16 protein-coding genes, 1 tRNA gene and 1 pseudogene are annotated in these 23,427 nt (G+C 72.4%); 12 read left to right on the top strand and 6 right to left on the bottom strand.

Going from position 1 to position 23,427, the window contains the following annotated elements:
- Positions 1 to 29: 29 nt before the first annotated feature.
- Positions 30 to 350: pseudogene (locus tag GA0070624_RS37070) on the bottom strand (transposase domain-containing protein); the annotation flags it as partial.
- Between the two features lie 226 nt (positions 351 to 576).
- On the opposite strand from GA0070624_RS37070, the gene GA0070624_RS32525 reads away from it, so the two are divergent.
- A complete protein-coding gene (locus tag GA0070624_RS32525; protein ID WP_091347352.1) occupies positions 577 to 987 on the top strand; it encodes a YybH family protein in 411 nt (136 codons plus the stop codon).
- Positions 988 to 1,190: 203 nt separating this feature from the next.
- Positions 1,191 to 1,466: a transposase domain-containing protein gene (locus GA0070624_RS34485; protein ID WP_176731954.1), complete on the top strand. Its 276-nt coding sequence runs from the start codon at positions 1,191 to 1,193 to the stop codon at positions 1,464 to 1,466.
- 798 nt (positions 1,467 to 2,264) lie between these two features.
- Here GA0070624_RS34485 and GA0070624_RS32515 read toward each other — a convergent pair.
- The 4 genes from GA0070624_RS32515 to GA0070624_RS32500 all read right to left on the bottom strand — a co-directional run bounded on the left by GA0070624_RS32515 (position 2,265) and on the right by GA0070624_RS32500 (position 4,869).
- Positions 2,265 to 2,339 (bottom strand) — tRNA-Arg (locus GA0070624_RS32515).
- A gap of 158 nt (positions 2,340 to 2,497) precedes the next feature.
- The gene (locus GA0070624_RS32510; protein WP_091347350.1) at positions 2,498 to 3,193 is read right to left on the bottom strand and encodes a winged helix-turn-helix domain-containing protein; all 696 of its coding nucleotides are present in this window, start codon (positions 3,191 to 3,193) and stop codon (positions 2,498 to 2,500) included.
- Positions 3,194 to 3,376: 183 nt separating this feature from the next.
- The gene (locus GA0070624_RS32505) at positions 3,377 to 4,045 is read right to left on the bottom strand and encodes a DUF305 domain-containing protein (RefSeq protein ID WP_091347348.1); all 669 of its coding nucleotides are present in this window, start codon (positions 4,043 to 4,045) and stop codon (positions 3,377 to 3,379) included.
- 11 nt (positions 4,046 to 4,056) lie between these two features.
- Complete coding sequence (locus GA0070624_RS32500) at positions 4,057 to 4,869, bottom strand: thioredoxin-like domain-containing protein (RefSeq protein ID WP_091347346.1); 813 nt, start codon at positions 4,867 to 4,869, stop codon at positions 4,057 to 4,059.
- A gap of 98 nt (positions 4,870 to 4,967) precedes the next feature.
- Between GA0070624_RS32500 and argS the strand changes: the two genes are divergently transcribed.
- The 10 genes from argS (at position 4,968) to GA0070624_RS32455 (ending at position 22,446) form a co-directional block, all read left to right on the top strand.
- On the top strand, positions 4,968 to 6,635 hold the full coding sequence (argS, locus tag GA0070624_RS32495) for an arginine--tRNA ligase (RefSeq protein WP_091347344.1): 1,668 nt from the start codon (positions 4,968 to 4,970) through the stop codon (positions 6,633 to 6,635).
- Between the two features lie 6 nt (positions 6,636 to 6,641).
- Positions 6,642 to 8,054: a diaminopimelate decarboxylase gene (lysA, locus tag GA0070624_RS32490; RefSeq protein ID WP_091347342.1), complete on the top strand. Its 1,413-nt coding sequence runs from the start codon at positions 6,642 to 6,644 to the stop codon at positions 8,052 to 8,054.
- Positions 8,051 to 9,376 carry a homoserine dehydrogenase gene (locus tag GA0070624_RS32485; protein ID WP_091347340.1) on the top strand — a complete coding sequence of 442 codons (1,326 nt, stop codon included), beginning with the start codon at positions 8,051 to 8,053 and terminating at the stop codon, positions 9,374 to 9,376. The genes lysA and GA0070624_RS32485 overlap by 4 nt, the downstream gene beginning before the upstream one ends.
- A gap of 124 nt (positions 9,377 to 9,500) precedes the next feature.
- Positions 9,501 to 10,550 (top strand): threonine synthase, encoded by a 1,050-nt coding sequence (thrC, locus tag GA0070624_RS32480; protein ID WP_091347338.1) that lies wholly within the window; start codon positions 9,501 to 9,503, stop codon positions 10,548 to 10,550.
- Positions 10,551 to 10,669: 119 nt separating this feature from the next.
- Positions 10,670 to 13,933: an efflux RND transporter permease subunit gene (locus GA0070624_RS32475; protein WP_091347336.1), complete on the top strand. Its 3,264-nt coding sequence runs from the start codon at positions 10,670 to 10,672 to the stop codon at positions 13,931 to 13,933.
- A 178-nt stretch (positions 13,934 to 14,111) separates the two neighbouring features.
- Positions 14,112 to 14,273 carry a hypothetical protein gene (locus GA0070624_RS35145; RefSeq protein ID WP_176731953.1) on the top strand — a complete coding sequence of 54 codons (162 nt, stop codon included), beginning with the start codon at positions 14,112 to 14,114 and terminating at the stop codon, positions 14,271 to 14,273.
- Positions 14,274 to 14,282: 9 nt separating this feature from the next.
- Positions 14,283 to 15,527, top strand: a complete 1,245-nt coding sequence (locus GA0070624_RS32470; RefSeq protein ID WP_091347334.1) for an MFS transporter — start codon at positions 14,283 to 14,285, stop codon at positions 15,525 to 15,527.
- 87 nt (positions 15,528 to 15,614) lie between these two features.
- On the top strand, positions 15,615 to 16,562 hold the full coding sequence (thrB, locus tag GA0070624_RS32465; RefSeq protein WP_091347333.1) for a homoserine kinase: 948 nt from the start codon (positions 15,615 to 15,617) through the stop codon (positions 16,560 to 16,562).
- A gap of 294 nt (positions 16,563 to 16,856) precedes the next feature.
- Positions 16,857 to 18,815: a transcription termination factor Rho gene (rho, locus tag GA0070624_RS32460; RefSeq protein WP_091347330.1), complete on the top strand. Its 1,959-nt coding sequence runs from the start codon at positions 16,857 to 16,859 to the stop codon at positions 18,813 to 18,815.
- 142 nt (positions 18,816 to 18,957) lie between these two features.
- On the top strand, positions 18,958 to 22,446 hold the full coding sequence (locus GA0070624_RS32455) for a phosphodiester glycosidase family protein (protein ID WP_091347328.1): 3,489 nt from the start codon (positions 18,958 to 18,960) through the stop codon (positions 22,444 to 22,446).
- 47 nt (positions 22,447 to 22,493) lie between these two features.
- On the opposite strand, the gene GA0070624_RS32450 is transcribed toward GA0070624_RS32455, so the two are convergent.
- On the bottom strand, positions 22,494 to 23,390 hold the full coding sequence (locus tag GA0070624_RS32450) for a phosphatase domain-containing protein (RefSeq protein ID WP_091347326.1): 897 nt from the start codon (positions 23,388 to 23,390) through the stop codon (positions 22,494 to 22,496).
- Positions 23,391 to 23,427 lie beyond the last annotated feature (37 nt).

Raw genomic sequence — 23,427 nt, 5'->3', positions numbered from 1 at the left:
CGCGCCGACGGGGCCCCGGCGGCCCGGCTGGGGATGGGAAAAAGCCCGGGCCAGTGGCCCGGGCTCTCGGTCACCCGAGCCGTCACCACACCCACGCTCTCCCGCCGGAACAGGCACAACCCGAGCACGATCATTGCGGTGACCGCCCCGGTCAGCACCCGCCGCCGACCATCGGCATGCCCGGCCTCAGCCTGCGCCCGCCCGATCAGCTCCGGACCCACAAGCACCGGCCACAACCGGCCGGTCACCCGCTCATCCAGCACACCCAGCCCGGCCGGGCCGGCGATCACCGCCGCCCGCAACTCCTCCCGCTGATCAGCAGGCTGTTGCACCACGCTGGCAGACACCATGGCAGAATCCGCCACCGAAGCTCCTGGTTGGAACATGTTGATCTAGTCAATCCATGTCCTATCAGGAGCTTCCTCGCATCCCGCGCCCGACCCCCATCCCAGCCGAAAACGGAACCATTGATCACCAAACGGCCTTGAGTTTAGGTCATTGCCGCCTGGGTAGATCGACGGAGCGCTGAGTCGTAATCGCCGCATCGCAGTTCAACCAACACGAACAGGAGGGTAAATGTCCGAGTCCTATCCACTCGCCACTGAACCCGAAGGCGTCGTCGCGTCGCTGGTTGAGCGATTTAACTCCGGCAAGGTCAGCGCAATGATGGCCCAGTTCGAGCCGGGGGTCGTGTTCGTCGCGAGAGACGGGCGACCCGTCACTGATCCCACTGAGATCGCTGCCGAACTCGAGCGCGATATCAGTCTCGGTCTGCCGCTGGAGGCCAAGGCGCGCCATGTGTTCGTTGCCGGCGATATCGCCCAGATCGTAGTAGACTGGTCAATTGATGGCACAGGTCCCGACGGCGAGCACGTACACGTCGAAGGCTCGGCAAGTGATGTCGTGCGCCGCGGCGCGGATGGACGCTGGCGGTACCTGATCGACAATGCTCTTGGGACGGCGGTGCGACTGCGACAGCCCGCCTGACACGTGTGCGCCACGGCAGCTCCCGGCGATGGACCCACTCTTCAGCGTGGCGGCGACGGTCACCGCCACGTGGTGAGACTGCGCGTATCACGGAAGGTTAGGTTTCCACGCTCAAGCCTTCCGCATGTCTGACCACGAGCTTCGGTGACCGATTCTGCCATGGCGTCGGCTCGTGGGGGCGCAACAGCCCGCACGAGCCGGAGGTGCTGCGTGCGGCGGTGATCGCTGGTCCTGCCGGGTTCGGTGTGCTCGACGAGCAGGTGACCGGCCGATTGTGGTCGGTGGTGGCCGATTCGGAGGTGATCGGGCGGGCGCTGGCTGCGGCGGGGTATGCCGATGCGCGGCGGCGGGTGCTGACTGCAGCGGTCACGACCCTGATCGTGCTCGGGTTGTGCCTGTTGCGGCGGGTGACCGCGACGTTGTCCCGCCCGGATCCCGCGGACATGCGTCGAGGGCGCGGACCACGCTCGATTGAGTAAAGCGGAACACCCGTGACGTGGCTAGCCTCAGTCGCGCGGAAGTGCTGTGGCCGGTGCTGGACGGCCTCACCGTGCGACTCAACGGCGTGCGGGCCGCGCCGAGCGTCATCAGTCGCCGCCGGAAGATATTCAATACGGCGATCGAATACGCGGTAGAGAAGCGGTTGCTTCCGGCAAATCCGCTACCGCAGTTGAAGTGGAAGCCACCGAAAACCGTTACGACGATCGACAGGCGGTCGGTGGCTAACCCGGTGCAGGTGCGGCTCTGCTGGAAGGGGTGCGAGAGCAGGGGCGTATCGGTCCGCGCATGGTCGCTTTCTATGCCTGCCTGTACTACGCGGCTCTGCGCCCGGAGGAAGCCGTACGTGTCGCTAAGCCGAATCTGCACCTGCCGGAAAGGGGTGGGGGGAATTCACCCTTGACGGAGCGGACCCGCACGCGGGCCGCGAATGGACCGACAGCGGGAAGAACCGGGACAGTCGCCAACTCAAGCAGCGGGCACGGGGGGAGACGCGGACGGTTCCGTGTCCGCCCGAACTAACGGCGATCATCAACGCTCACGTCGAGCTGTTCGGCTACGGGCCGAATGACCGCCTGTTCGTGGCGGAGCGCAACAAGGAGGAGCTTCCCAAGGGGACGATCAACCGCGTGTGGCGGTGGGCACGATCGGCGACGTTCACGGCCGAGGTGCAAGCCTCGCCCGCTACGGGCTGCTGACGGCCGGATACAGCCGGACACATGATAAAGGCCCCTGACCGGGTTTTGCCTGGTCAGGGGCCTTCTCGTGCTGGTCAACTCTGGTGCCCCCGGCAGGATTCGAACCTGCGCCCCCGCCTCCGGAGGGCGGTGCTCTATCCCCTGAGCTACGGGGGCTCAGCGACCCGAGAAGAGTAGCAAACCCGGCTCCGGATCGCCCAATCGGTATCCCGCGCGCCACCCACCCGCCCCGCCACCGTTGATCATGAGGCTGGCGGCAGCGCTAGAGATCACCATCGCCGCCAACTCCATGATCAACGGGAAACGCGTCCCGGTCAGGCGGCGGCCACGGGGCGGCCGCAGCTGGGGAGCGGGTGCAGGACGATGCGCCGGGGCAGCCGGCGCGGCCACTCGTTGCGGGGCCAGGAGCCGTCGACGATCAGGTGCACGGTCCGCTCCTCGGCGCCACTGAGCCGCAGCAGGAAGTCGCGGGGCAGCGGCGGGTCGACCGCGTGTGTGGTGATCATGAAGCGCACCCGGCCACGGGACGACACCGCGGAGACCACGTCCGCCGCCGGCATGGTGCCGCGGAGGCGGATCCGGCCGATCCAGTAGACGTCCGCGAGGTGCTCCTGGGCGGCCCGGGTGATGGCCGGGTACTCGCTGCGTACCCAGCGCTCCACCGCGCCGACACACAGCCCGCAGGCCCGCTCCCGGGGCTCCCGCGGACCCAACCCCCAGGCCCGCAGGTACGCCCCGACCGTGCCGGCGTCCATCGTGAGGTCGAACCGGCGCTGGACGAGGGTGGTCAGGCTCTGTCGCGTCCAGAGCTCCTCGTCCAGGCCGAACTCGTCGGGGTGGACGCCCCGCAGCACGTCGATCAGTTCGAGTTCCTGTTCGCGGCTGAGCGTTCCCGACTCGCCCTGCCGCTGTCCGCGACGGACGGCTGCCACCGCCCCGTCACCGCCGATGGTGTGGCGCCGGCACCAGCTGGTGACCGAACGCCGCGCGTCTCTGAGTGCAACCCCCACGTCCTGCGCAACGAGCCCGAATCGCAACTGGTCACGATATGTGTGGAGAAAACTCACCAAGCAAAGCAATGGGTCGGACAGCCTGATACGGTCTAAAGTCTCATACCGGACAAAGAGGAGTCCGGATGCCGAGCGGCCCGCGTCGTGACGACGCGGGCCGCTCGGTCGGAGTGGAACGGGGGATCAGCCGCCCAGGCGCTTGAGCGCGTTCTGCAGGTTGGTCAGGTCCGTCTGCTGGGTGTTCTTCATGGTCTGTGCGACCTTCAGCACGTCGTCGTCGTGCCCCTGGTCGAGGATCCCCTGGATCATGTGGATCCCGCCGAGGTGGTGCCTGATCATCATCTGCAGGAAGAGCACGTCGAACTCGTGCCCCCTGGCCGCCCGCAGCTTGTCCATCTCCCCCGGGGTGGCCATGCCCGGCATCAGCCCGTTCTTCACCGCGCCGGCGCCGTCCGGCATCCAGGCCATCGGCGGCTGGTCGCCGGTGGGGTCCAGCCCCCAGGAGCGGAGCCAGGTCTGCATCGTGCCGATCTCGCCCTGCTGGCCGGTGGCGATGTCGCCACCGATCTGGCGTACCTCCGGGTCCTCGCCCTGCTGGAAGGCCATCAGCCCCATCTCCACCGCCTGGGCGTGGTGGGTGGTCATGTCCCGGGCGAAGCCCGCCTCGGCCGAGGTGTCACCCGGACGGGTGAGCGTCGGGGTCAGCAGGCCGCCCGCGTACCCGAGGAGGAGACCGACCACGACGGCGGCGGCCAGCGCGAGGACGCCGAACCGGCGCGCGGACCCCCGGCCACCGTCATCGGTGACCGGGGTCTCGTCCGGCGCGCTGTCCGTCATGGCGGGAGCAGTCATCGGGCGCCCTCTTACTGGGTGGGCATCTGGTTGCCGAGCTCACGCGGCGTGGTGCCGGTCGCCGTGATGCCCTGGCCGCAGTTGGCGTTCGGACCCTCGACGGAGGCGTTGACCCGCAGCGTCTTGATGAACTCGTCGATCCGGCTGTCGTCGGCGTTGTCGACCTTGAGCTGGTAGCCCCACGCCTGCAGCGAGATCGGCTTGTCCAGCCCGTCGAACGGGCTGAGCATCAGCTTCTCCTTGCCCTCGACCTTGCTCTTGAGCTTCGCCACCTGGTCCGCGGGCAGGTCCGGCCGGTAGGTGATCCAGACCGCGCCGTGCTCCAGGCTGTGCACCGCGTGCTCGCTGGCGATCGGCGCGTCGTAGACGTCGCCCATGCAGTTCTGCCAGGCCGGGTTGTGCGGGCCGGCGACCGGGGGGAGGACCGAGTACTTGATCGGGCCCTGCTGGTGCTGACCGCCCTGGACGAGCGACTTGTCCTTCTCCCGGTAGTTGACGATGCCGTCGATGCCGTTAGCCCGCTCCTCCCACGGCTTCGAGCCCTGGAAGGCGGCGTACGCGCCGTACCCGATGATCGCCGCGGCGAGCAGGCCGACGGCGACGAAGAGCGCGATGGGACCCCAGGACCGGCCCTGGCTCACCTTCACCGGCGCCACCGGCTTGCGTCCCTTGCCGCCCGAGGTCGGCCGCGGGGTGCCCTTGCCGGTGCCGGCCTTGGCGCCGGATGGCTTGCCGGCAGCGGCGGGGCGGCCGGCGGCGGGCTTCTTGCCGGTGCTGACCACGGTCGGACGGCGCTCCGGGCCGCCCGGGGTGCTGATGCTCATCGTGCCTCGTCAGGTCGCTCGGTCAGGGGATCTGGCGGGCCGGTCACATGCTGGGTCGCCGCCGCGGGGACCGAGTCTACCCCCGATAACATGGTTCGGTGACTCCCGCAGAACTCGCCGAGGCCGTCCTCGCCGCCGCCCACGCCGTCTTCGCCGAACGGGGGCTGGACCGCTCCGCGCTGCCCGCGCAGACCGCCGTCGAGCGACCCCGCAACCCCGAGCACGGGGACTACGCCTCGACGCTGGCGCTGCAGCTGAGCAAGAAGGTGGGCGTGCCCCCGCGGGAGCTGGCCGCGGCGCTGGCCGAGCAGCTCGGCCGGGCGGCGGGGGTCAAGTCGGTGGAGATCGCCGGCCCCGGCTTCCTGAACATCCGGCTCGACGCGGCCGCCGCCGGCCAGCTCGCCAAGGTGATCGTCGAGGCCGGCGCGGAGTACGGCCGCAGCGACCGACTCGCCGGCCAGAAGATCAACCTGGAGTTCGTCTCGGCCAACCCGACCGGCCCGGTGCACATCGGCGGGGTCCGCTGGGCGGCCGTCGGCGACGCGCTCAGCCGGCTGCTCCGCGCCACCGGCGCCGACGTCGGCACGGAGTACTACTTCAACGACGCCGGCTCGCAGATCGACCGGTTCGCCCGCTCGCTGCTCGCCGTCGCCAAGGGCGAGCCGACCCCGGAGGACGGCTACGGCGGCGCGTACCTCGCGGAGATCGCCACCGAGGTCCGCAACCGTCGGCCGGACGTATTGCAGCTGGACGACGCCGCCGCCCAGGAGGTGTTCCGGGTCGAGGGCGTCGCGCTGATGTTCGACGAGATCAGGTCGTCGCTGCACGAGTTCGGCGTCGAGTTCGACACCTACTTCAACGAGAAGGATCTGCACGACCGGGGCGAGCTGGATCTCGCCCTCAACCGGCTGCGGGAGCAGGGGCACGTCTTCGAGGCCGAGGGCGCGACCTGGCTGCGCACCACCGAGTTCGGCGACGACAAGGACCGGGTGCTGCGCAAGTCCAACGGCGAGTGGACCTACTTCGCCGCCGACTGCGCGTACTACCTCGACAAGCGCGAGCGCGGCTTCGAGCATGTGGTGATCATGCTGGGCGCGGACCACCACGGCTACATCGGCCGGATGAAGGCGATGGCCGCGTGCTTCGGTGACGACCCGGAGCGCAACCTGGAGATCCTGATCGGCCAGCTGGTCAACCTGGTCCGCGACGGCGCGCCGGTGCGGATGAGCAAGCGAGCCGGCACGGTGGTCACCCTGGAGGACCTGGTCGAGGCGATCGGGGTGGACGCCGCCCGCTACGCGCTGGCCCGCTACTCGGCCGACTCGCCGATCGACATCGACGTCGAGCTGTGGACCCGGGCCAAGAACGACAACCCGGTCTACTACGTGCAGTACGTCGGCGCGCGGACCGCCGGCGTCTCGCGGCAGGCCGCCGAGGTGGGGCTGACCCGGGGCGCGCCGGAGGACTTCCGCCCGGAGCTGCTCGCCCACGAGAAGGAGCACGAGCTGCTCAAGGCGCTCGCCGGGTTCCCGGCCGTGGTGGCCACCGCCGCCGAGCTGCGCCAGCCGCACCGGCTCGCGCACTACCTGGAACGGGACGTGGCGCCGGCGTTCCACCGGTTCTACGACCAGTGCCGGGTGACCCCGCAGGGTGACGAGGAGATCAACGACACCCACCGCGCCCGGCTCTGGCTGAACGACGCCACCCGCGTGGTCATCGCCAACGGCCTGCACCTGCTCGGCGTCTCCGCCCCAGAGAGGATGTAACCAGTCATGCGCGCGCACGAGGCCGGTGCCCTGCACGGCGACATCGGCAACCGGGGGCCGGCCTGGCTGCGTACCCCGGTCGACGTCAACTCCCTGGTGCCGGCGCTCTGGCCGCGCAACGTGGCCCGGGCCGCCGACGGCGCGCTCGCCGTCGCGGGCCTCAGCGTCCGCGACATCGCCGCCGAATTCGGCACCCCGGTATACGTCCTCGACGAGGACGACCTGCGGTCGCGCTGCCGGGAGTTCCGGGCGGCCTTCGCGGACACCGACGTCTACTACGCCGGCAAGGCGTTCCTCTGCCGCGCGGTGGTCCGGATGATCGCCGAGGAGGGGCTCTTCCTCGACGTCTGCACCGGCGGGGAGCTGGCCGTCGCGCTCTCGGCCGGGATGCCGCCGGAGCGGATCGGCTTCCACGGCAACAACAAGTCCGAGGCCGAGCTGGCCCGGGCGGTGGACGCCGGGGTGGGGCGGATCATCGTCGACTCGTTCGCCGAGATCGACCGGCTCACCGCGCTGGCCCGGGAGCGGGGCGTACGCCCCAGGGTGCTGGTCCGGGTCACCGTCGGCGTCGAGGCGCACACCCACGAGTTCATCGCCACCGCGCACGAGGACCAGAAGTTCGGCTTCTCGCTCGCGGGCGGGGCGGCTGCCGCGGCAGCCTTCAAGATCCTGGACGAGGGCGTGCTGGAGCTGCGCGGGCTGCACTCGCACATCGGCTCGCAGATCTTCGACGCCAGCGGCTTCGAGGTCTCCGCCCGGCGGGTGCTCGGCCTGCAGGCGCAGATCCGCGACGCGCGCGGGGTGGAGCTGCCCGAGCTGGACCTGGGCGGCGGCTTCGGCATCGCGTACACCACCCAGGACGATCCCGCTCCGCCTCAGGAGCTGGCCAAGCGGCTGCGCAAGATCGTCGAGGGGGAGTGCGACGCCGAGCGGCTGGCCGTGCCGCAGCTCTCCATCGAGCCGGGCCGGGCCATCGTCGGCCCCGCTGTCTTCACGCTGTACGAGGTCGGCACGGTCAAGCTCGTGCCGGTAGGCGCCGGTGGCGGTGGAGCGGACGGACATCGTGCTTACGTCAGCGTCGACGGCGGGATGAGCGACAACATCCGGACGGCGCTCTACGGCGCGTCGTACTCGGCGACCGTGGCGAACCGGCGTTCGTCCGCGGAGCCGCTGCTCGCCCGCGTGGTGGGAAAGCACTGTGAGTCCGGGGACATCGTGGTGAACGATGAATTCCTGCCCGCCGACGTGCAGCCCGGAGATCTTGTCGCGGTGCCCGGCACCGGCGCTTACTGCCGGAGCATGGCCAGCAACTACAACCACGTGCCCCGGCCCCCGGTGGTCGCGGTGCGCGACGGCCGCGCGCGTCTGATCGTCCGGCGGGAGACGGAAGAAGACCTGCTCGCATTGGATGTCGGATGACCTCACCTGTCCGCTTGGCGCTGCTCGGCTGCGGCACGGTCGGCAGCGACGTGGTGCGGCTGCTGCACGAGCAGTCGGCCGACCTCGCCGCCCGCATCGGCGCCCCGTTGGAGATCGCCGGGATCGCGGTCCGCCGGCTCGGCCGGGACCGCGGCGACCTGCCGGTCGACCCCGCCATCTTCACCACCGACCCGCTCGGGCTGATCAAGCGGGACGACGTCGACATCGTGGTGGAGGTCGTCGGCGGCATCGAGCCGGCCCGTGGTTGGCTCATCGAGGCGCTGCGGGCCGGCAAGAGCGTGGTCACCGCCAACAAGGCGCTGCTCGCCGAGGACGGCGCGGCGCTGCACGACGCGGCCGCCGAGGGCGGTGCCGACCTCTACTACGAGGCCTCCGTGGCGGGGGCGATCCCGCTGCTGCGGCCGCTGCGCGAGTCGCTGCACGGGGACCGGATCAACCGGGTCACCGGCATTGTCAACGGCACCACCAACTTCATCCTCTCCGCGATGGACGCCACCGGCGCCGGCTTTGCCGAGGCCCTGGAGGAGGCGACCGAGCTGGGGTACGCGGAGGCGGACCCGACGGCCGACGTGGAGGGCTTCGACGCGGCGGCGAAGGCGGCCATCCTCGCCTCGCTGGCGTTCCACACCCGGGTCCGCGCGGCCGACGTGCATCGCGAGGGCATCACCGACGTGACCGCCGCCGACGTGGCCAGCGCCAAGGCGATGGGCTGCACGATCAAGCTGCTCTGCATCGCGGCTCGGGGCACCGACGCGGCCGGCCGGGAGACCGTCAGCGTCCGGGTGCACCCCGCGATGATTCCGCTGACCCACCCGCTGGCCGGCGTCGGGGACGCGTTCAACGCGGTCTTCGTCGAGGCGGAGGCGGCCGGGCAGCTGATGTTCTACGGCCGAGGCGCCGGCGGCGCGCCGACCGCCAGCGCGGTCCTCGGCGACGTCGTGGCGGTGGCCCGCAACCGGCTCGCCGGCGTGCACGCGGCCAGCGAGTCGGCGTACGCGGACCTGTCGGTGCGGCCGATGGGGGAGGCGCTGACCCGCTACCACATCAGCCTCGACGTGGCCGACCGGCCGGGTGTGCTGGCCGCGGTGGCCAGCGTCTTCGCCCGGCACGACGTGTCCATCGCGACCGTGCGGCAGGGCCCGGCGGGCGGCGGATCGGCCGGCCGGGGCGAGGACGCCGACCTGGTCATCGTCACCCACGTCGCGCCGGACGCTTCGCTCGCGGCCACGGTGCGCGAACTGCGCGGGCTGGACATCGTCCGCTCGGTGGCGAGCGTGCTGCGGGTCGAGGGTGGCCTGTAGGCCAGTCGGGGTTCGCGTCTCGCCTGGTGGTTAAGGGCAGGTGCGCCGTGGACCGGTCGGGAGGGTTGGGCCAGTCTGGAGGTGCCCCCGGCTCGGCGGGGCGGTAGCGGCGAAGGAGGGCGACATGTGGCGGGGTCTGATCGAGACGTACCGCGACCGGCTGCCGGTCACCGACGCCACCCCGGTCGTCACCCTGCACGAGGGGAACACCCCGCTGCTGCCGGCGCCGGTGCTCTCCGCACGGGTGGGCGCCGACGTCCACCTGAAGGTCGAGGGGGCCAACCCGACCGGGTCGTTCAAGGACCGCGGCATGACGGTCGCCGTCTCCAAGGCGGTCGAGGCCGGTGACAAGGCGATCATCTGCGCCTCCACCGGCAACACCAGCGCCTCCGCCGCGGCGTACGCGGCGCGCGCCGGGATCACCTGCGCGGTGCTGGTGCCGCAGGGCAAGATCGCCCTGGGCAAGCTGGCCCAGGCGCTGGTGCACGGCGCGAAGCTGCTCCAGGTCCAGGGCAACTTCGACGACTGCCTGGCGCTGGCCGGCAAGCTCGCCCAGGACTACCCGGTGGCCCTGGTCAACTCGGTGAACGTCGATCGGCTGCACGGCCAGAAGACCGCCGCCTTCGAGATCGTCGAGGCGCTGGGCGACGCGCCGGACATCCACTGCCTGCCGGTCGGCAACGCCGGCAACATCTCCGCCTACTGGATGGGTTACTCCGAGGACGTACTGGCCGGCAACGCCACCCGCGCCCCGAAGATGTACGGCTTCCAGGCGGCCGGCGCCGCGCCGATCGTCACCGGCCAGGTGGTGCCGGAGCCGTCCACCATCGCCACCGCCATCCGGATCGGCAACCCGGCGAGCTGGACCAGGGCGATCGACGCCCGGGACGCCTCGGAGGGCCTGATCGCCGCGGTCACCGACCGGGAGATCCTGACGGCGTACCGGCTGCTGGCGCGGGAGGTCGGGGTCTTCGTCGAGCTGGGCAGCGCGGCCAGCGTGGCCGGCCTGCTCCAGCAGGCGGCGGCCGGCCGGGTCCCGGCCGGGTCCACAGTGGTCTGCACGGTCACCGGCCACGGCCTGAAGGACCCGGAGTGGGCGATCTCCACCGCCCCCGCCCCGGTGACCATCGCCAACGACGCCCTGGCCGCAGCGCGCTCCCTGGATCTCGTCTGAGCCGCCCGCACCGACGGTCGGGGCGGGCGGGGCAGCGGGGGGTTGACGGCGGCGGGGAAGATCGGGTCGGGCAGACTTCTCCCTACCTCGCAGACCTCCCCCGGAAGTGAGCCACGCCGATGTCGCTGCTCGCCAGATTCAGCCTCGCCAACCGGGGGCTGGTCGCCCTCATCGCGCTGGTGACCACGGCGTTCGGGGCGTACGCCGTGCCGTCGCTGAAGCAGCAGCTCCTGCCGTCGCTGGAGTACCCGGCCGCGTTCATCGTGGCGGCCTACCCGGGCGCCGCGCCGGAGATCGTCGAGTCCCAGGTCACCGAGCCGATCGAGAACAGCCTCCAGGGCATTCCGGGGCTGGAGAAGGTCACCTCCACCTCCCGCGAGGGCTCCACCACCGTTCTGGTCCAGTACAAGTTCGGCACCGACCTCGGCGACGTGGTCAACAAGATGCAGACCGCGCTGAACCGGATCGAGGCGCAGCTGCCGCAGGGGGTGGACCCGCAGGTCCTCGCCGGCAGCACCGACGACCTGCCCGCCGTGGTGGTCGCGGCGACCGGCGGCGCGGACGAGCGCGCCCTGGCCGAGAAGCTGCGGCAGACCGTCGTACCCGAGCTGGAGGGGCTGGAGGGGGTCCGCACGGTCGCGGTGACCGGCGCCCGCGACCAGGTCGTGGTGATCACCCCTGACCCGGCGAAGCTGGCCGCGGCCCGGCTCGCGCCCACCGCCATCGGGCAGGCGCTGCAGACCAACGGCGTCGCGGTGCCGGCCGGCGCGGTGGCCGACGGGAGCCGCTCGCTCCCGGTCCAGGTGGGCACCCCGATCCGGAATGTGGACGAGCTGCGCGGCATCGTCGTCTCCACCGCCCCCGCCGCCCCGGTCCGCCTCGGCGACGTCGCCCGGGTCGAGCAGCAGCTCGCCCCGGCCACCGCGATCACCCGGACCAACGGCCGGCCCAGCCTGGGCATCGCGGTCACCGCGAGCCCGGACGGCAACGCGGTGGAGATCTCGCACGAGATCCGGGACCGGCTGGACGAGCTGAAGGCCGCCTCCGGCGCCGAGCTGACCGTCGTCTTCGACCAGGCCCCGTTCGTCGAGAAGTCCATCGAGAGCCTCACCACCGAGGGTCTGCTCGGCCTGCTGATGGCGGTCGTGGTGATCCTGGTCTTCCTGCTCTCGATTCGCTCCACCGCGGTGACCGCGGTCTCCATCCCGCTGTCGGTGCTGGTCGCGCTGATCGCGCTCTGGGTCGGAGACTACTCGCTCAACCTGCTCACCCTCGGCGCGCTGACCATCGCCGTCGGCCGGGTGGTCGACGACTCCATCGTGGTGCTGGAGAACATCAAGCGACACCTGGAGTACGGCGAGCGGAAGCGGGACGCGATCCTCGGCGCGGTCCGTGAGGTGGCCGGCGCGGTGACCGCCTCGACCCTGACCACGGTCGCCGTCTTCGCGCCGATCGCGCTGGTCGGGGGCTTCGTCGGGCAGCTCTTCGCGCCCTTCGCGATCACCGTCACGGTCGCCCTGCTCGCCTCGCTGCTGGTCTCGCTGACCGTCATCCCGGTGCTCGCGTACTGGTTCCTCCGGCCCCGCCGGGCCGGCGGCGCCCACCAGGCCGCGAGCCGGCGGAGCGCGGAGGAGCGGGAGCTGCGCAGCCCGTTGCAGCGGGCGTACCTGCCGGCGATCGGGTTCGCCACCCGCTCCCGGAAGACCCGCTGGGCCACCGTCGGGCTGGGCCTGCTGGTGCTGCTCGGCACCTTCGGTCTCTCCCGCCAGCTGGAGACCAACTTCCTGGACGACTCCGGCCAGGACACGCTGAACATCACCCAGCAGCTGCCGGCGGGCACCGGCCTGGCCGGCACCGACGAGGCGGCCCGCAAGGTCGAGGAGGTGCTGGGGCGGACCGAGGGCGTGCGGACCTACCAGGTGACGGCGGGCGGCAACGACCGGCCCTGGGAGGGCGGCGGCGGCAACAACACCGCCACGTTCTCGGTCGCCCTCGACGGCGACACCGACGCGGCCGCGATGAAGCGCAAGCTGCGCCCGGAACTGGATGCGCTCGGGCCCGACGCGGGCGAGATCAGCTTCGGTGCGGGGCAGAGCGCCTCCGCCAACCGACTCGAGGTGGTCGTGCAGGCCACCGACCCGGAGGTGCTGGCCCGGGCCGCCGAGGCCGCCCGCGGGGCGATGGAAGGTACGCCGGACGTCGAGGACGTCTCCACCAGCCTGGCCGAGCGGGTGCCCCGGATCGAGGTCAGCGTCGACCGGGTCGCCGCGGCCCGGGCCGGGCTGACCGAGGCGGCGGTCGGGCAGCTGGTCGCGCAGGCGTACCGGGGCGCGCCGCTGGGCCAGGTCGCCCTCGACGGGGCCCAGCAGGACGTGGTGCTGAGCACCGGCGCCCGGCCGCCGCTGACCGTGGCCGAGCTGCGCGCCCTGCCGGTGGGCCGGGTCAAGCTGGACGACATCGCCGACGTGCACCAGGTGGAGGGGCCGCAGCAGGTCACCCGGATCGACGGCGAGCGCAGCGTCTCCGTCACCGGTACGGCCACCGGCTCCAACCTCGGCGCCACCACCCAGGAGCTGCAGAAGCGGCTGGATGCCCTGGACGTGCCGGGGGCGACGTTCGCCGTGGGCGGCGTGAGCGCCGACCAGAAGGAGGCCTTCGGCGACCTGGGGCTGGCCGTGCTCGCCGCGATCGCGATCGTCTTCCTGATCATGGTGGGCACGTTCCGCAGCCTGACCCAGGCGCTGATCCTGCTGGTGTCCATCCCGTTCGCGGCGACCGGCGCGATCGGACTGCTGCTGGCCACCGGCACCCCGCTGGGCGTGCCGGCGCTGATCGGCGTGCTGATGCTGGTCGGCATCGTGGTGACGAACGCGATCGTGCTGCTCGATCTGATCAACCAGTACCGGGCGCGGGGGATGGGCGTGACCGAGGCGGTGGTCGAGGGCGGCCGGCGCCGGCTGCGGCCGATCCTGATGACCGCGGTCGCCACCATCTTCGCGCTGCTGCCGATGGCCTTCGGGTTGACCGGCGAGGGCGGCTTCATCTCGCAGCCGCTGGCGGTCGTGGTGATCGGTGGTCTGCTCAGCTCGACGCTGCTGACGCTGATCCTGGTGCCGACGCTCTACACGATGGTGGAGCGCACCAAGGAGTCGCTGCGGGAGCGTCGCGCCCGCCGGACCGGTCGGCCCGCCCGGGCGGCCGGGGAGCCCGCGATGGCCGGGTCGGCGGACGCACCGGGGGTCGCCGCCGCCTCGCTCGCGCCGGCGGACGCCGCTCCGGCGCCCCGGCCGGAGCCCTCCGCCGCGCTCGTCGACGGGACCGACCAGTTCGAGGTGCTGCGGCTGCCGAAGAGCCGCCGTTCGCCGCTGCCGCCGACGGAGTAATCGCGAACGGGGACTCCCGGGCGGATGACCTGTCGGGGCGTCCCGGCCGGCGATCCGGTGTGAGGTGCGCATCGGGTCGGTCTGCGTCGGATGGGCGACGGCGTCCTCGAGTGAGCTGATACACGCTTTATGCGTCGGATCGCTCCGGTGGGGCGACCGCGCGGAGCGGAGCGGGGCCATGGCGGACGGGGTGCGCCGGTGGGCAAGGCGGTCCGTGCTGCGCCACACCGCCCTCCTGGTCGGCGGCGCCGGCTCGGTCCAGGCTGCGTTCCCGCGGCTACACCTTGTGACCGTCTCCCGGCTGCTCGGGCACGTCACCGAGGTCGGACCCGCCGGGTAGGGTGCGGGCGTGTCACCCACCCTCTCGGTCCTCGTCCGCAACCGCGACTTCCGCAACCTCTTCCTGGCCGAGCTGGTGGTATTCGGGGCCGACTGGTTTGTCATGGTGCCGCTGCTCGTGCTCCTGCCGGAGCTGACCGGCAGCGGCGTGTGGGGCGCGCTCGTGCTGGCCGTGGACACCGGGGTCGTGGCGCTGCTGCTGCCGTACACCGGCACCATCGCGGACCGGTTCGACCGCAAGAAGATCATGGTGACGGCGAACCTGGCCGCCCTGGCCGGGGCCCTGCTGCTGCTCGGGGTACGCGGCGCCGGCACGGCGTGGCTGGCGATGGTGGCGATCGGCGTGATCGCGGTGGCGAAGGCGTTCTACTCGCCGGCCGCCCAGGCCGCCCTGCCCAACGTCCTCGACCCCGACGAGCTGGCCGCCGGCAACGCGGTCGCCGGCTCGGCGTGGGGGACGATGACCATCGTCGGCGCCTCGCTCGGCGGTCTGCTCGCCACGGCCTCCGGGCCGTACGCCAGCTTCTGGGTGGCGGCGGTCGGACTGGCGCTGGCCGCGGGCCTGGCCGCGCTGATCCGCCGGCCCCTGCAGGCCCCGCGCGACGGCGCGCGGCCGACGCAGCGCACGTGGGTGGCGATCCGCGAGGCGCTGGGCCACATCGGGCACCGGCCGCGGGTGCTGGCGCTGGTCACCGTCAAGTCCGCGGTTGGCCTGGGAAACGGCGTGCTGACGGTCTTCCCGCTGCTCGCCAGCGTGTACGGCGTCGGCGGCGTCGGCACCGGCCTGCTCTTCGCGGTCCGCGGCGCGGGCGCGCTGGTCGGGCCGATCCTGATGCGCCGGGTGCTGACCAACCGGTCCTGGCTGCTGCCGGGCCTCGCGCTGTCGATGTCCCTGTACGGGCTGGCGTACCTCGGCACCTCGGTGGCTGGCTGGTTCCCGCTGGTGCTGCTGCTGGTCTTCGTCGCGCACGCCGCCGGCGGCAGCAACTGGGTGATGTCGAACTTCGCCCTCCAGGGCGAAGTGCCGGACGGACTGCGCGGGCGGATCTTCGCCACCGACATGATGCTGGCGACGCTGGCGGTATCGGTGAGCCAGCTCGTGGTGGCCTCGGTGGTCGACGTCGTCGACGAGCGGGTGGTGCTGGCCGGCTGCGGCCTGGTCACCCTCGTCTACGCGGTCGGCTGGCGGTTCGCCACCCGGCGGCTCTCGCTGACCGACCCGGCCGTCGAGCTGGACCCGGCGCCCACCCGCTGAGCGGCGGCCCCTGCCCTCGGGCGCGGGTCGCGTCCCACGCTCCGGGCGCTTCGCCGGAGTGCCGGTCCGCCGCCCTAGCATGAGCCGGTGCCGTTGACTTTCGAAACGGGTCCGGTCCGGGTCCGGGTTCCCGCCACCAGCGCCAATCTGGGGCCGGGTTTCGACTCGCTCGGGCTCGCCCTTGGGCTGTACGACGACGTCGCCGCCGAGGTCACGTCGGACGGCGGCGTTCGGGTGACGGTGACCGGTCAGGGCGCCGGGGAGTTGCCCGAAGACGACCGGCACCTGGTGGCCCGGGCCATGCGCGCCACCTTCGACGCGCTCGGCGGCCAGCCCCCCGGGTTGGCGGTGGAGTGTGTCAACCGGATCCCGCAGGCTCGCGGCCTCGGTTCCTCGTCCGCGGCGATCGTGGCCGGGGTGCAGCTGGCCCGGGCCCTGGTGGTCGACGGCGTGCGGCGGCTCGACGAGGCTGCCGCGCTCCGCCTGGCCGCCGAGCTCGAGGGCCACCCGGACAATGTGGCCCCCTGCCTGCTCGGCGGCTTCACCGTCGCCTGGACGGACCCGTCCGGCGCCCGGGCGGTGTCGCTGGCCGTCGCCGACGGCGTCCGCCCCACGGTCTTCGTGCCCGAGGAGCGCGGCCTGACCGCCGCGGCTCGCGCCGCGCTGCCGGCCACGGTGCCGCACGCCGACGCCGCGCTGACCGCCGGCCGGGCGGCGCTGCTGGTGCACGCGCTGACCGCCGAGCCGAGGCTGCTGCTGCCGGCCACGGTCGACCGGCTGCATCAGGACTATCGCGCAGCGGGCATGCCGGCCACGGCGGCCCTGGTCAGCGCCCTACGTGTGGCGGATGTGGCGGCTGTGGTCAGTGGGGCGGGCCCGACGGTTCTGGCGCTGACCGAGCCGCCGGAGGGCTTCGACCCGGGAAGAGATTGGCAGCTCTGGCGGTTGTCCATAGACGTCAGCGGTGCCCGGGTGACCCGGGGTAGACTTGGACACGCCGAGCGGGACCCTGTTGCCGCAGGTCGTAAGAGTTGATTACGCTCTAGACTCAGCACAGCCGCGAAGCATGGAATCTCCTGCGGGTCGGCGCACCCCCGAAGCTCTCGGCGGTCAGCCCGTCACCCCTGCCAAGGCCCACGCCGCACCGCAGTTTCCACAGGTCGCCGCAGACGGCGAGACCTGCTCACCGAGGTTGGTGAGTCGGGAAACCGACCGGCTGCTGTGTCACAAACTCCCGCGACGCGTCAATGCGAGGCGGGTGCACCGAGGCCGCCCGGCCACCTGATTTTCGACTCCGGGCAGTCCCGGCCTATCGAGGGAAGGAATCCATTGAGCGACACCACCGACGTGACGTCGGATGTTTCCAACGTCGCTGGCGAAGCCACCACCGCCGCCCCCACGCGCCGTCGGCGCAGCGGTACCGGCCTGTCGGCGATGCTGCTGCCAGAGCTCCAGAGCCTGGCCGCGTCGCTCGGTATCTCCGGCACGGCTCGCATGCGCAAGGGCGAGCTGATCAGCGCGATCACCGAGCGGCAGGGCGGCGCCGCCGCCGGGACCCCTCGACCACGGGCCGAGGTCGCGGCCGCGGCCGCTCCGGCCCGGGAGGAGGTGCACGCCGAAGTGCGTGAGGAACGAGCCGACACCGAGCGGCGCGCCGAGCAGGCCCCGGCGGCACCGGCCGCCGAGGTGACCGAGGGCCGCACCCGGACCCGACGCGGCCGGGCCGCGACGGCCGAGGAGCGGCCGACCGAGGCGCGTACCGAGGAGGCCACCGCCGAGACCGGCGAGCGGGCCGAGCGCGGCGAGGGCCGCGGCGGTCGCGAGCGCGTCGAGCGGGGTGACCGCGGCGAGCGCGGCGAGCGTGCCGAGCGCGGCGAGCGTGCCGAGCGCGGCGAGCGTGCCGAGCGTGCCGAGCGCGGCGAGCGCGGCGAGCGTGCCGAGCGCGGCGAGCGTGCCGAGCGCGGCGAGCGTGCCGAGCGCGGCGACCGCGGCGACCGCAACGACCGTGGTCAGCGCGCCGAGCGGGACAACGACGGTGACGAGGACGGCGAGGGCGGCGGCCGGCGCGGCCGGCGCAGCCGGTTCCGGGACCGGCGACGCGGCCGGGGCGACCGGGCCGAGGGCGGCGAGGGCCGCGAGCCGCAGGTTGGCGAGGACGAGGTGCTCGTGCCGGTGGCCGGCATCATCGACGTACTCGACAACTACGCCTTCGTCCGGACCACCGGCTACCTGGCCGGCCCGAACGACGTCTACGTCTCGATGTCCCAGATCAAGAAGTACGGCCTGCGCCGCGGTGACGCCATCACCGGCGCCGTGCGGACCGCCCGGGAGGGCGAGCAGCGGCGCGACAAGTACAACCCGCTGGTCCGGCTGGACACCATCAATGGGATGGAGCCGGAGGAGGCGAAGCGTCGGCCGGAGTTCTACAAGCTCACTCCGCTGTACCCGCAGGAGCGGCTGCGGCTGGAGACCGAGCCGCACATCCTGACCACTCGGGTGATCGATCTGGTCATGCCGATCGGTAAGGGGCAGCGGGCGCTGATCGTCTCGCCGCCGAAGGCCGGTAAGACCATGGTGCTGCAGGCGATCGCGAACGCGATCACCCGTAACAACCCGGAGTGCCACCTGATGGTGGTGCTGGTGGACGAGCGGCCGGAAGAGGTCACCGACATGCAGCGGTCGGTGAAGGGCGAGGTCGTCGCGGCCACGTTCGACCGTCCGCCGCAGGACCACACGACGGTGGCGGAGCTGGCGATCGAGCGGGCGAAGCGGCTGGTCGAGCTGGGGCACGACGTGGTCGTGCTGCTCGACTCCGTGACCCGGCTCGGTCGGTCGTACAACCTGGCGGCGCCGGCCAGCGGCCGGATCATGTCGGGTGGTATCGACTCCACCGCGCTCTACCCGCCGAAGCGGTTCCTCGGCGCGGCCCGCAACATCGAGAACGGCGGCTCCCTGACCATCCTCGCCACCGCCCTGGTGGAGACCGGGTCCATGGCGGACACGGTCATCTTCGAGGAGTTCAAGGGCACCGGCAACGCGGAGCTGAAGCTGGACCGGAAGATCGCCGACAAGCGGGTCTTCCCTGCGATCGACATCAACCCGTCCGGCACGCGGAAGGAAGAGGTTCTGCTCGCGCCGGAGGAGCTGGCGATCGTCCACAAGCTCCGGAAGGTGCTGCACTCGCTGGACTCGCAGGCGGCGCTCGACCTCCTGCTGGACCGGCTCAAGCAGACCCGCACCAACATCGAGTTCCTGATGCAGATCGCGAAGTCGACGCCGGGGGAGTAATCCGGTAGCAGCGACGACGAAGGGCACGGCCGATCGGGCCGTGCCCTTCGTCGTCTTCCGAGCCCGCAGGCGCGTGAAGTTTTTCTTCGGTTCAGTAAAGAGATATTGAAACTTCTGTTCATCCTCGGGTTGACTGTCGTCCATGCGTACCCGCAGTCGATCCGCCCGCCTCGTCGGCGTCCTGCTGCTGACGCCGCTGCTGACCCTTACCGGACCGGCTCCGGCCGGCCTCGCGGCGCCCGCCGGGGACGCCGACACCGCCGCCGAGGACGCCCCCGTCGCCTCGTCATATCCCGCTTCGACGGTGACGCTGGCCGGAGAGGCCGGTGCCGCCGCCAGCACCGCGACCGGCGTCGAGCCGGCCGGCGGCCTGGAGACCGCCAAGACCATCCGTCCGGTCGCGCCCGGGCTCGACCTGACCTCCTTCGACCGGTACGACGCCAACGGCTGGCTGCGTGCCGACGCGCTCACCGCCGACCTCTCCGGCGGCGTCACCGTCGACTACGTCAACTCCGGAGAGGTGACCCGGGACGAGCCGCTGCGCGCCGCGGTGGACCGCTCGAGGGCGGTCGCCGCCGTCAACGGCGACTTCTTCGACATCAACAACTCGGGCGCGGCACAGGGGATCGGCATCCGCTCCGACGAGCTGATCCAGTCGCCGGTCGCCGGGCACACCAACGCCGCCGCGATCAGCGCCGAGGGGCTGGGCCGGATCATCCAGGCCGGCTTCGAGGGCAGCGCGGCGCTGCCCGCCGGTCCGGTCGCGCTGACCCAGTTCAACAACATGGTCCAGCCGGACGGCGTCGGCGTCTTCACCCCGCTCTGGGGGTCGTACCCTCGACAGCGGGCGGTGAGCGGCGCGGCCCGGGTGGTCGAGGTCGCGGTGACCGGCGGCCGGGTCTCGGCCGTGGCCACCGTTCCCGGCGACGGGCCGATCCCGGCCGGTACCACCGTCCTGCTCGGCCGGGAGGCCGGGGCGGACGCGCTCGCCGCGCTGCGCCCCGGCGACCCGGTCGACGTCGCCTGGCGGCCCAAGGCGTCCGACGGCGGCGGCCTGCGCGCGGCGGTCGGTGGCGGCAACGTGCTGGTCCGCGACGGCGTGGTGCAGAACATCGCCGACCAGAGCCTGGCACCACGAACGTCGGTCGGCTTCTCCGCCGACGGACGCCGCATGATCATGCTGACCGTGGACGGCCGGCAGGTGGACAGCCGCGGCGTCACCCAGACCGAGATGGGGCGGCTGATGGTCGAGCTCGGCGCGTACACCGCGCTGAACCTCGACGGCGGCGGCTCCTCCACCCTGCTGGCCCGGGAACCGGGCGCGGCGGCGGTGCAGGTGGAGAACAGCCCGTCCGACGGCAGCGAGCGGCCCGTGCCGAACGGGCTGGCCATCTACGCGCCCCAGGGGAGCGGCCGGCTGACCGGGTACTGGCTGGAGACCGCCAGCGACCCGACCGCCGCGCCCGGGGTCGCCCCGATCCGCGGCGGCCGGCCCGACCGCGTCTTCCCCGGGCTCACCCGGCGGCTCACCGCCGCCGGCTACGACGAGACGTACGGCCCGGCGGCCGGGGCGCCGCAGTGGCGGGGCAATCCGGCCGCGCAGGGGAAGGTGGACGATGCCGGCGTCTTCCGGGCCGGAGCGCCGGGCCACAGCACCGTCACCGCGTGGCGGGAGGAGGCCAGCGGCACACTCGATCTCACCGTGCTCGGGCCGCTGGACCGGCTCGACGCCACGGTGGACCGGGTCGGGCTGACCCGGCAGGGCGACACGGGTCTGGTCGGCGTGGTCGGCTACGACGCCGAGGGGAACACCGCGCCGATCGAGCCGGCCGACCTGACGCTGGAGTACGACGAGAAGCTGCTCGCCGTCACCCCGACCGCCGACGGCAACCTCTCCGTCAAGGCGCTGGGCGACGCGGGTTCCGCCCTGATCACCGTCGGAGTCGGAGACCACACCACCGTGCTCCCGGTAACCGTCGGTCTGACCGACGTCCCGGTCGCCACCTTCGACGACGCCGCGTCGTGGCGGTTCAGCCAGGCCCGGGCCAGCGGCTCGGTCGCCCCGGCCCCCGGCCACACCGGCACCGGCCTCAAGCTGTCGTACGACTTCAGCCAGTCCACCGGCACCCGGGCCGCGTACGCCGACCCGCCCGCCTGGATCAGCGTGCCCGGCCAGCCGCAGGCGTTCGGCATGTGGATATACGGCAACGGCAAGGGGGAGTGGCCCAGCCTGCACCTGCACGACGCCCAGGACACCCAGCAGGTGCTCCGCGGCCCGTACATCACCTGGACCGGCTGGAAGTACGTCGAGTTCGCCGTCCCGGCCGGGGTGCAGTACCCGGTGCGGATCCGCCGGTTCTACGTGGCGGAGACCAACCCCGCCGCGCAGTACACCAGCCAGATCGTCATCGACGACCTGGTGGCGAAGGTGCCCCCGGCGATCCAGGCGCCGGCCGAGGCGCCGCGCACCGACCGGGTGGTGCTCCGCGACGGCACCGTGGACGGCGCGCCCTGGCGGTTCGCGGTGCTCTCCGATGCCCAGTTCGTCGCGGCCGACCCGGACAGCGACCTGGTCGCCCAGGCCCGCCGTACGCTCCGCGAGGTCAAGGCCGCGAAGCCGGACTTCCTCGTCATCGACGGGGACTTTGTGGACACCGCGTACCCGGCCGACTTTGCGCTGGCAAAGCGGATCCTCGACGAGGAGCTGGGCGGCGAGTTGCCGTACTACTACGTCCCGGGCAACCACGAGATCATGGGCGCGCCGATCGGCAACTTCAAGGCCGTCTTCGGCGACACCTCCCGGGTCTTCGACCACAACGGCACCCGGTTCGTCACGCTGAACAGCTCCACCGGCTCGCTGCGCGGCGGCGGCTTCGACCAGGTGAAGCTGCTCCGGGAGGCGCTCGACTCCGCCGCCGCCGACCCGGCGATCGGCTCCGTGGTGGTGCTGCACCACCACCCGCCGCGCGACCCCACCCCGGCCAAGGCCAGCCAGCTCGGCGACCGCAAGGAGGCGGCGCTGCTGGAGCAGTGGCTGGCCGACTTCCAGCACCGTACGGGCAAGGGCGCGCTCTTCGTCGGCGGCCACGTCGGCACCTTCCACGCCGACCGGGTGGACGGAGTGCCGTACGTGATCAACGGCAACTCGGGCAAGAACCCGTCGACCCCGCCCCACCTCGGCGGCTTCACCGGCTGGACCGAGTTCGGGGTCGACCCGGTCACCCCGGAGGAGGCCGAGCGGGCCCGGCGCGACCGGCTCGCCGAGGGGCCGCGCTGGGTCGACGCCGAGTTCCACGCCCACGTCGACCGGCTCGCGCTGACCGGGGCGGCGAGCGTGGCGGTCGGCGATGCGGCGGCCGTCACCGCGACGCTGACCCAGCCCGGTGGCCGTACCGTGCCGGTGGCGGCCCCGGTCAGCGCCGACTGGTCCGGCTCGCCGAACCTCCACATCGGATCGGCGGACGGGGTGAAGCCGTGGCACGTGGCCCGCTTCGATCCGGCCACCGGGGAGCTGACCGCGCTCCGGCCCGGCGCGCAGGTGGTGCTCGCGGTGACCGTCAACGGCGTACGCGCCGAGGCCACGGTCGCCCTCACCCCGGCGGAGGCAGCGGTGGAGGTGCCCGCCGCCTGACACGGTCGGCCGCGGCGTCGCTGACCGGGCCCCGCGCGCGGGGCAGCTCAGAAGTCGCCCTCGGCCACCTGGAAGACGGTCAGGCCGAGCGACCGCCACATCCGGACCACCTGCATCCGGTCGTCGAAGACCCCCACCACCCGGTAGCGGTCCCGGATCTCCTGTTCGTAGATCTCCTGCTTGACCACCGAGTCCTTGCGGCGGTCGCCGACCGCCCGCATGTGCAGCGCCAGGTAGGGGACCTTCACGTGCCGGTCCAGCCAGGCCTCGGTGTCGGCCCGCGCCGAGGCGTCCCGGCCCGAGCAGAAGACCACCCCGTGCCCGGCCGCGTGCATCGCCCGCACCGCCGCGATCACCGCTTCGTTGGGCGCGTCCTCGCCGACCCGGGTCATGTCGTAGGGGCTGCGGGAGACGTTCAGCGCCACCGTGCCGTCGATGTCCACCAGCACGATCGCCGGCGGCTCGGGGTGGGGCGGGTGGACCGCGGCCGGCGTGCCCGTACGGGCCGTCGGCAGCGGCAGCGGTAACGGGCGGTTGGCCAGGTAGCGGTCGTGCAGCCGGCGGATCGCCGCCTCGCCGACCCGGTCGTGCTCCGGCCGTGCGGCGTCCCGGCGCAGGCACTCCTCCAGCGGCACGTCGGTGAAGTCGTGCACCTCGAACGCGGCGCCGTACCGCTCGGCCAGTTCCGCCCAGTCCCGCAGGGTCCGGGAGCGGAGGTTGGTGTCGTCCACGCAGACGCTCACCCGGGCCGCCAGCAGCGCCTCGACCTGGGCCCGCTGCGCCCGGGTGACCTGCCCCTCGGCCCACTGGGTGAAGAGCCGCTCGCCGTGCATCATCCGGCGCAGGTCGTCCCGATTGACCCGGACCACGCCGGGCTGGAGCCGGCGCGCGAACGTCGTCTTGCCGGAGGCCGGCAACCCCCGGGTCGCGATCAGGCGGAACATCCCCGCTCACCCCCGTTCGTCCCGGTCCCGGTCCTCC

The sequence above is a fragment of the Micromonospora rhizosphaerae genome (assembly GCF_900091465.1).
GTDB classification, from domain to species: domain Bacteria; phylum Actinomycetota; class Actinomycetes; order Mycobacteriales; family Micromonosporaceae; genus Micromonospora; species Micromonospora rhizosphaerae.
The sequence above is the reverse complement of the archived record's forward strand: the minus strand, read 5'-3'. Positions and strand labels throughout refer to the sequence as shown.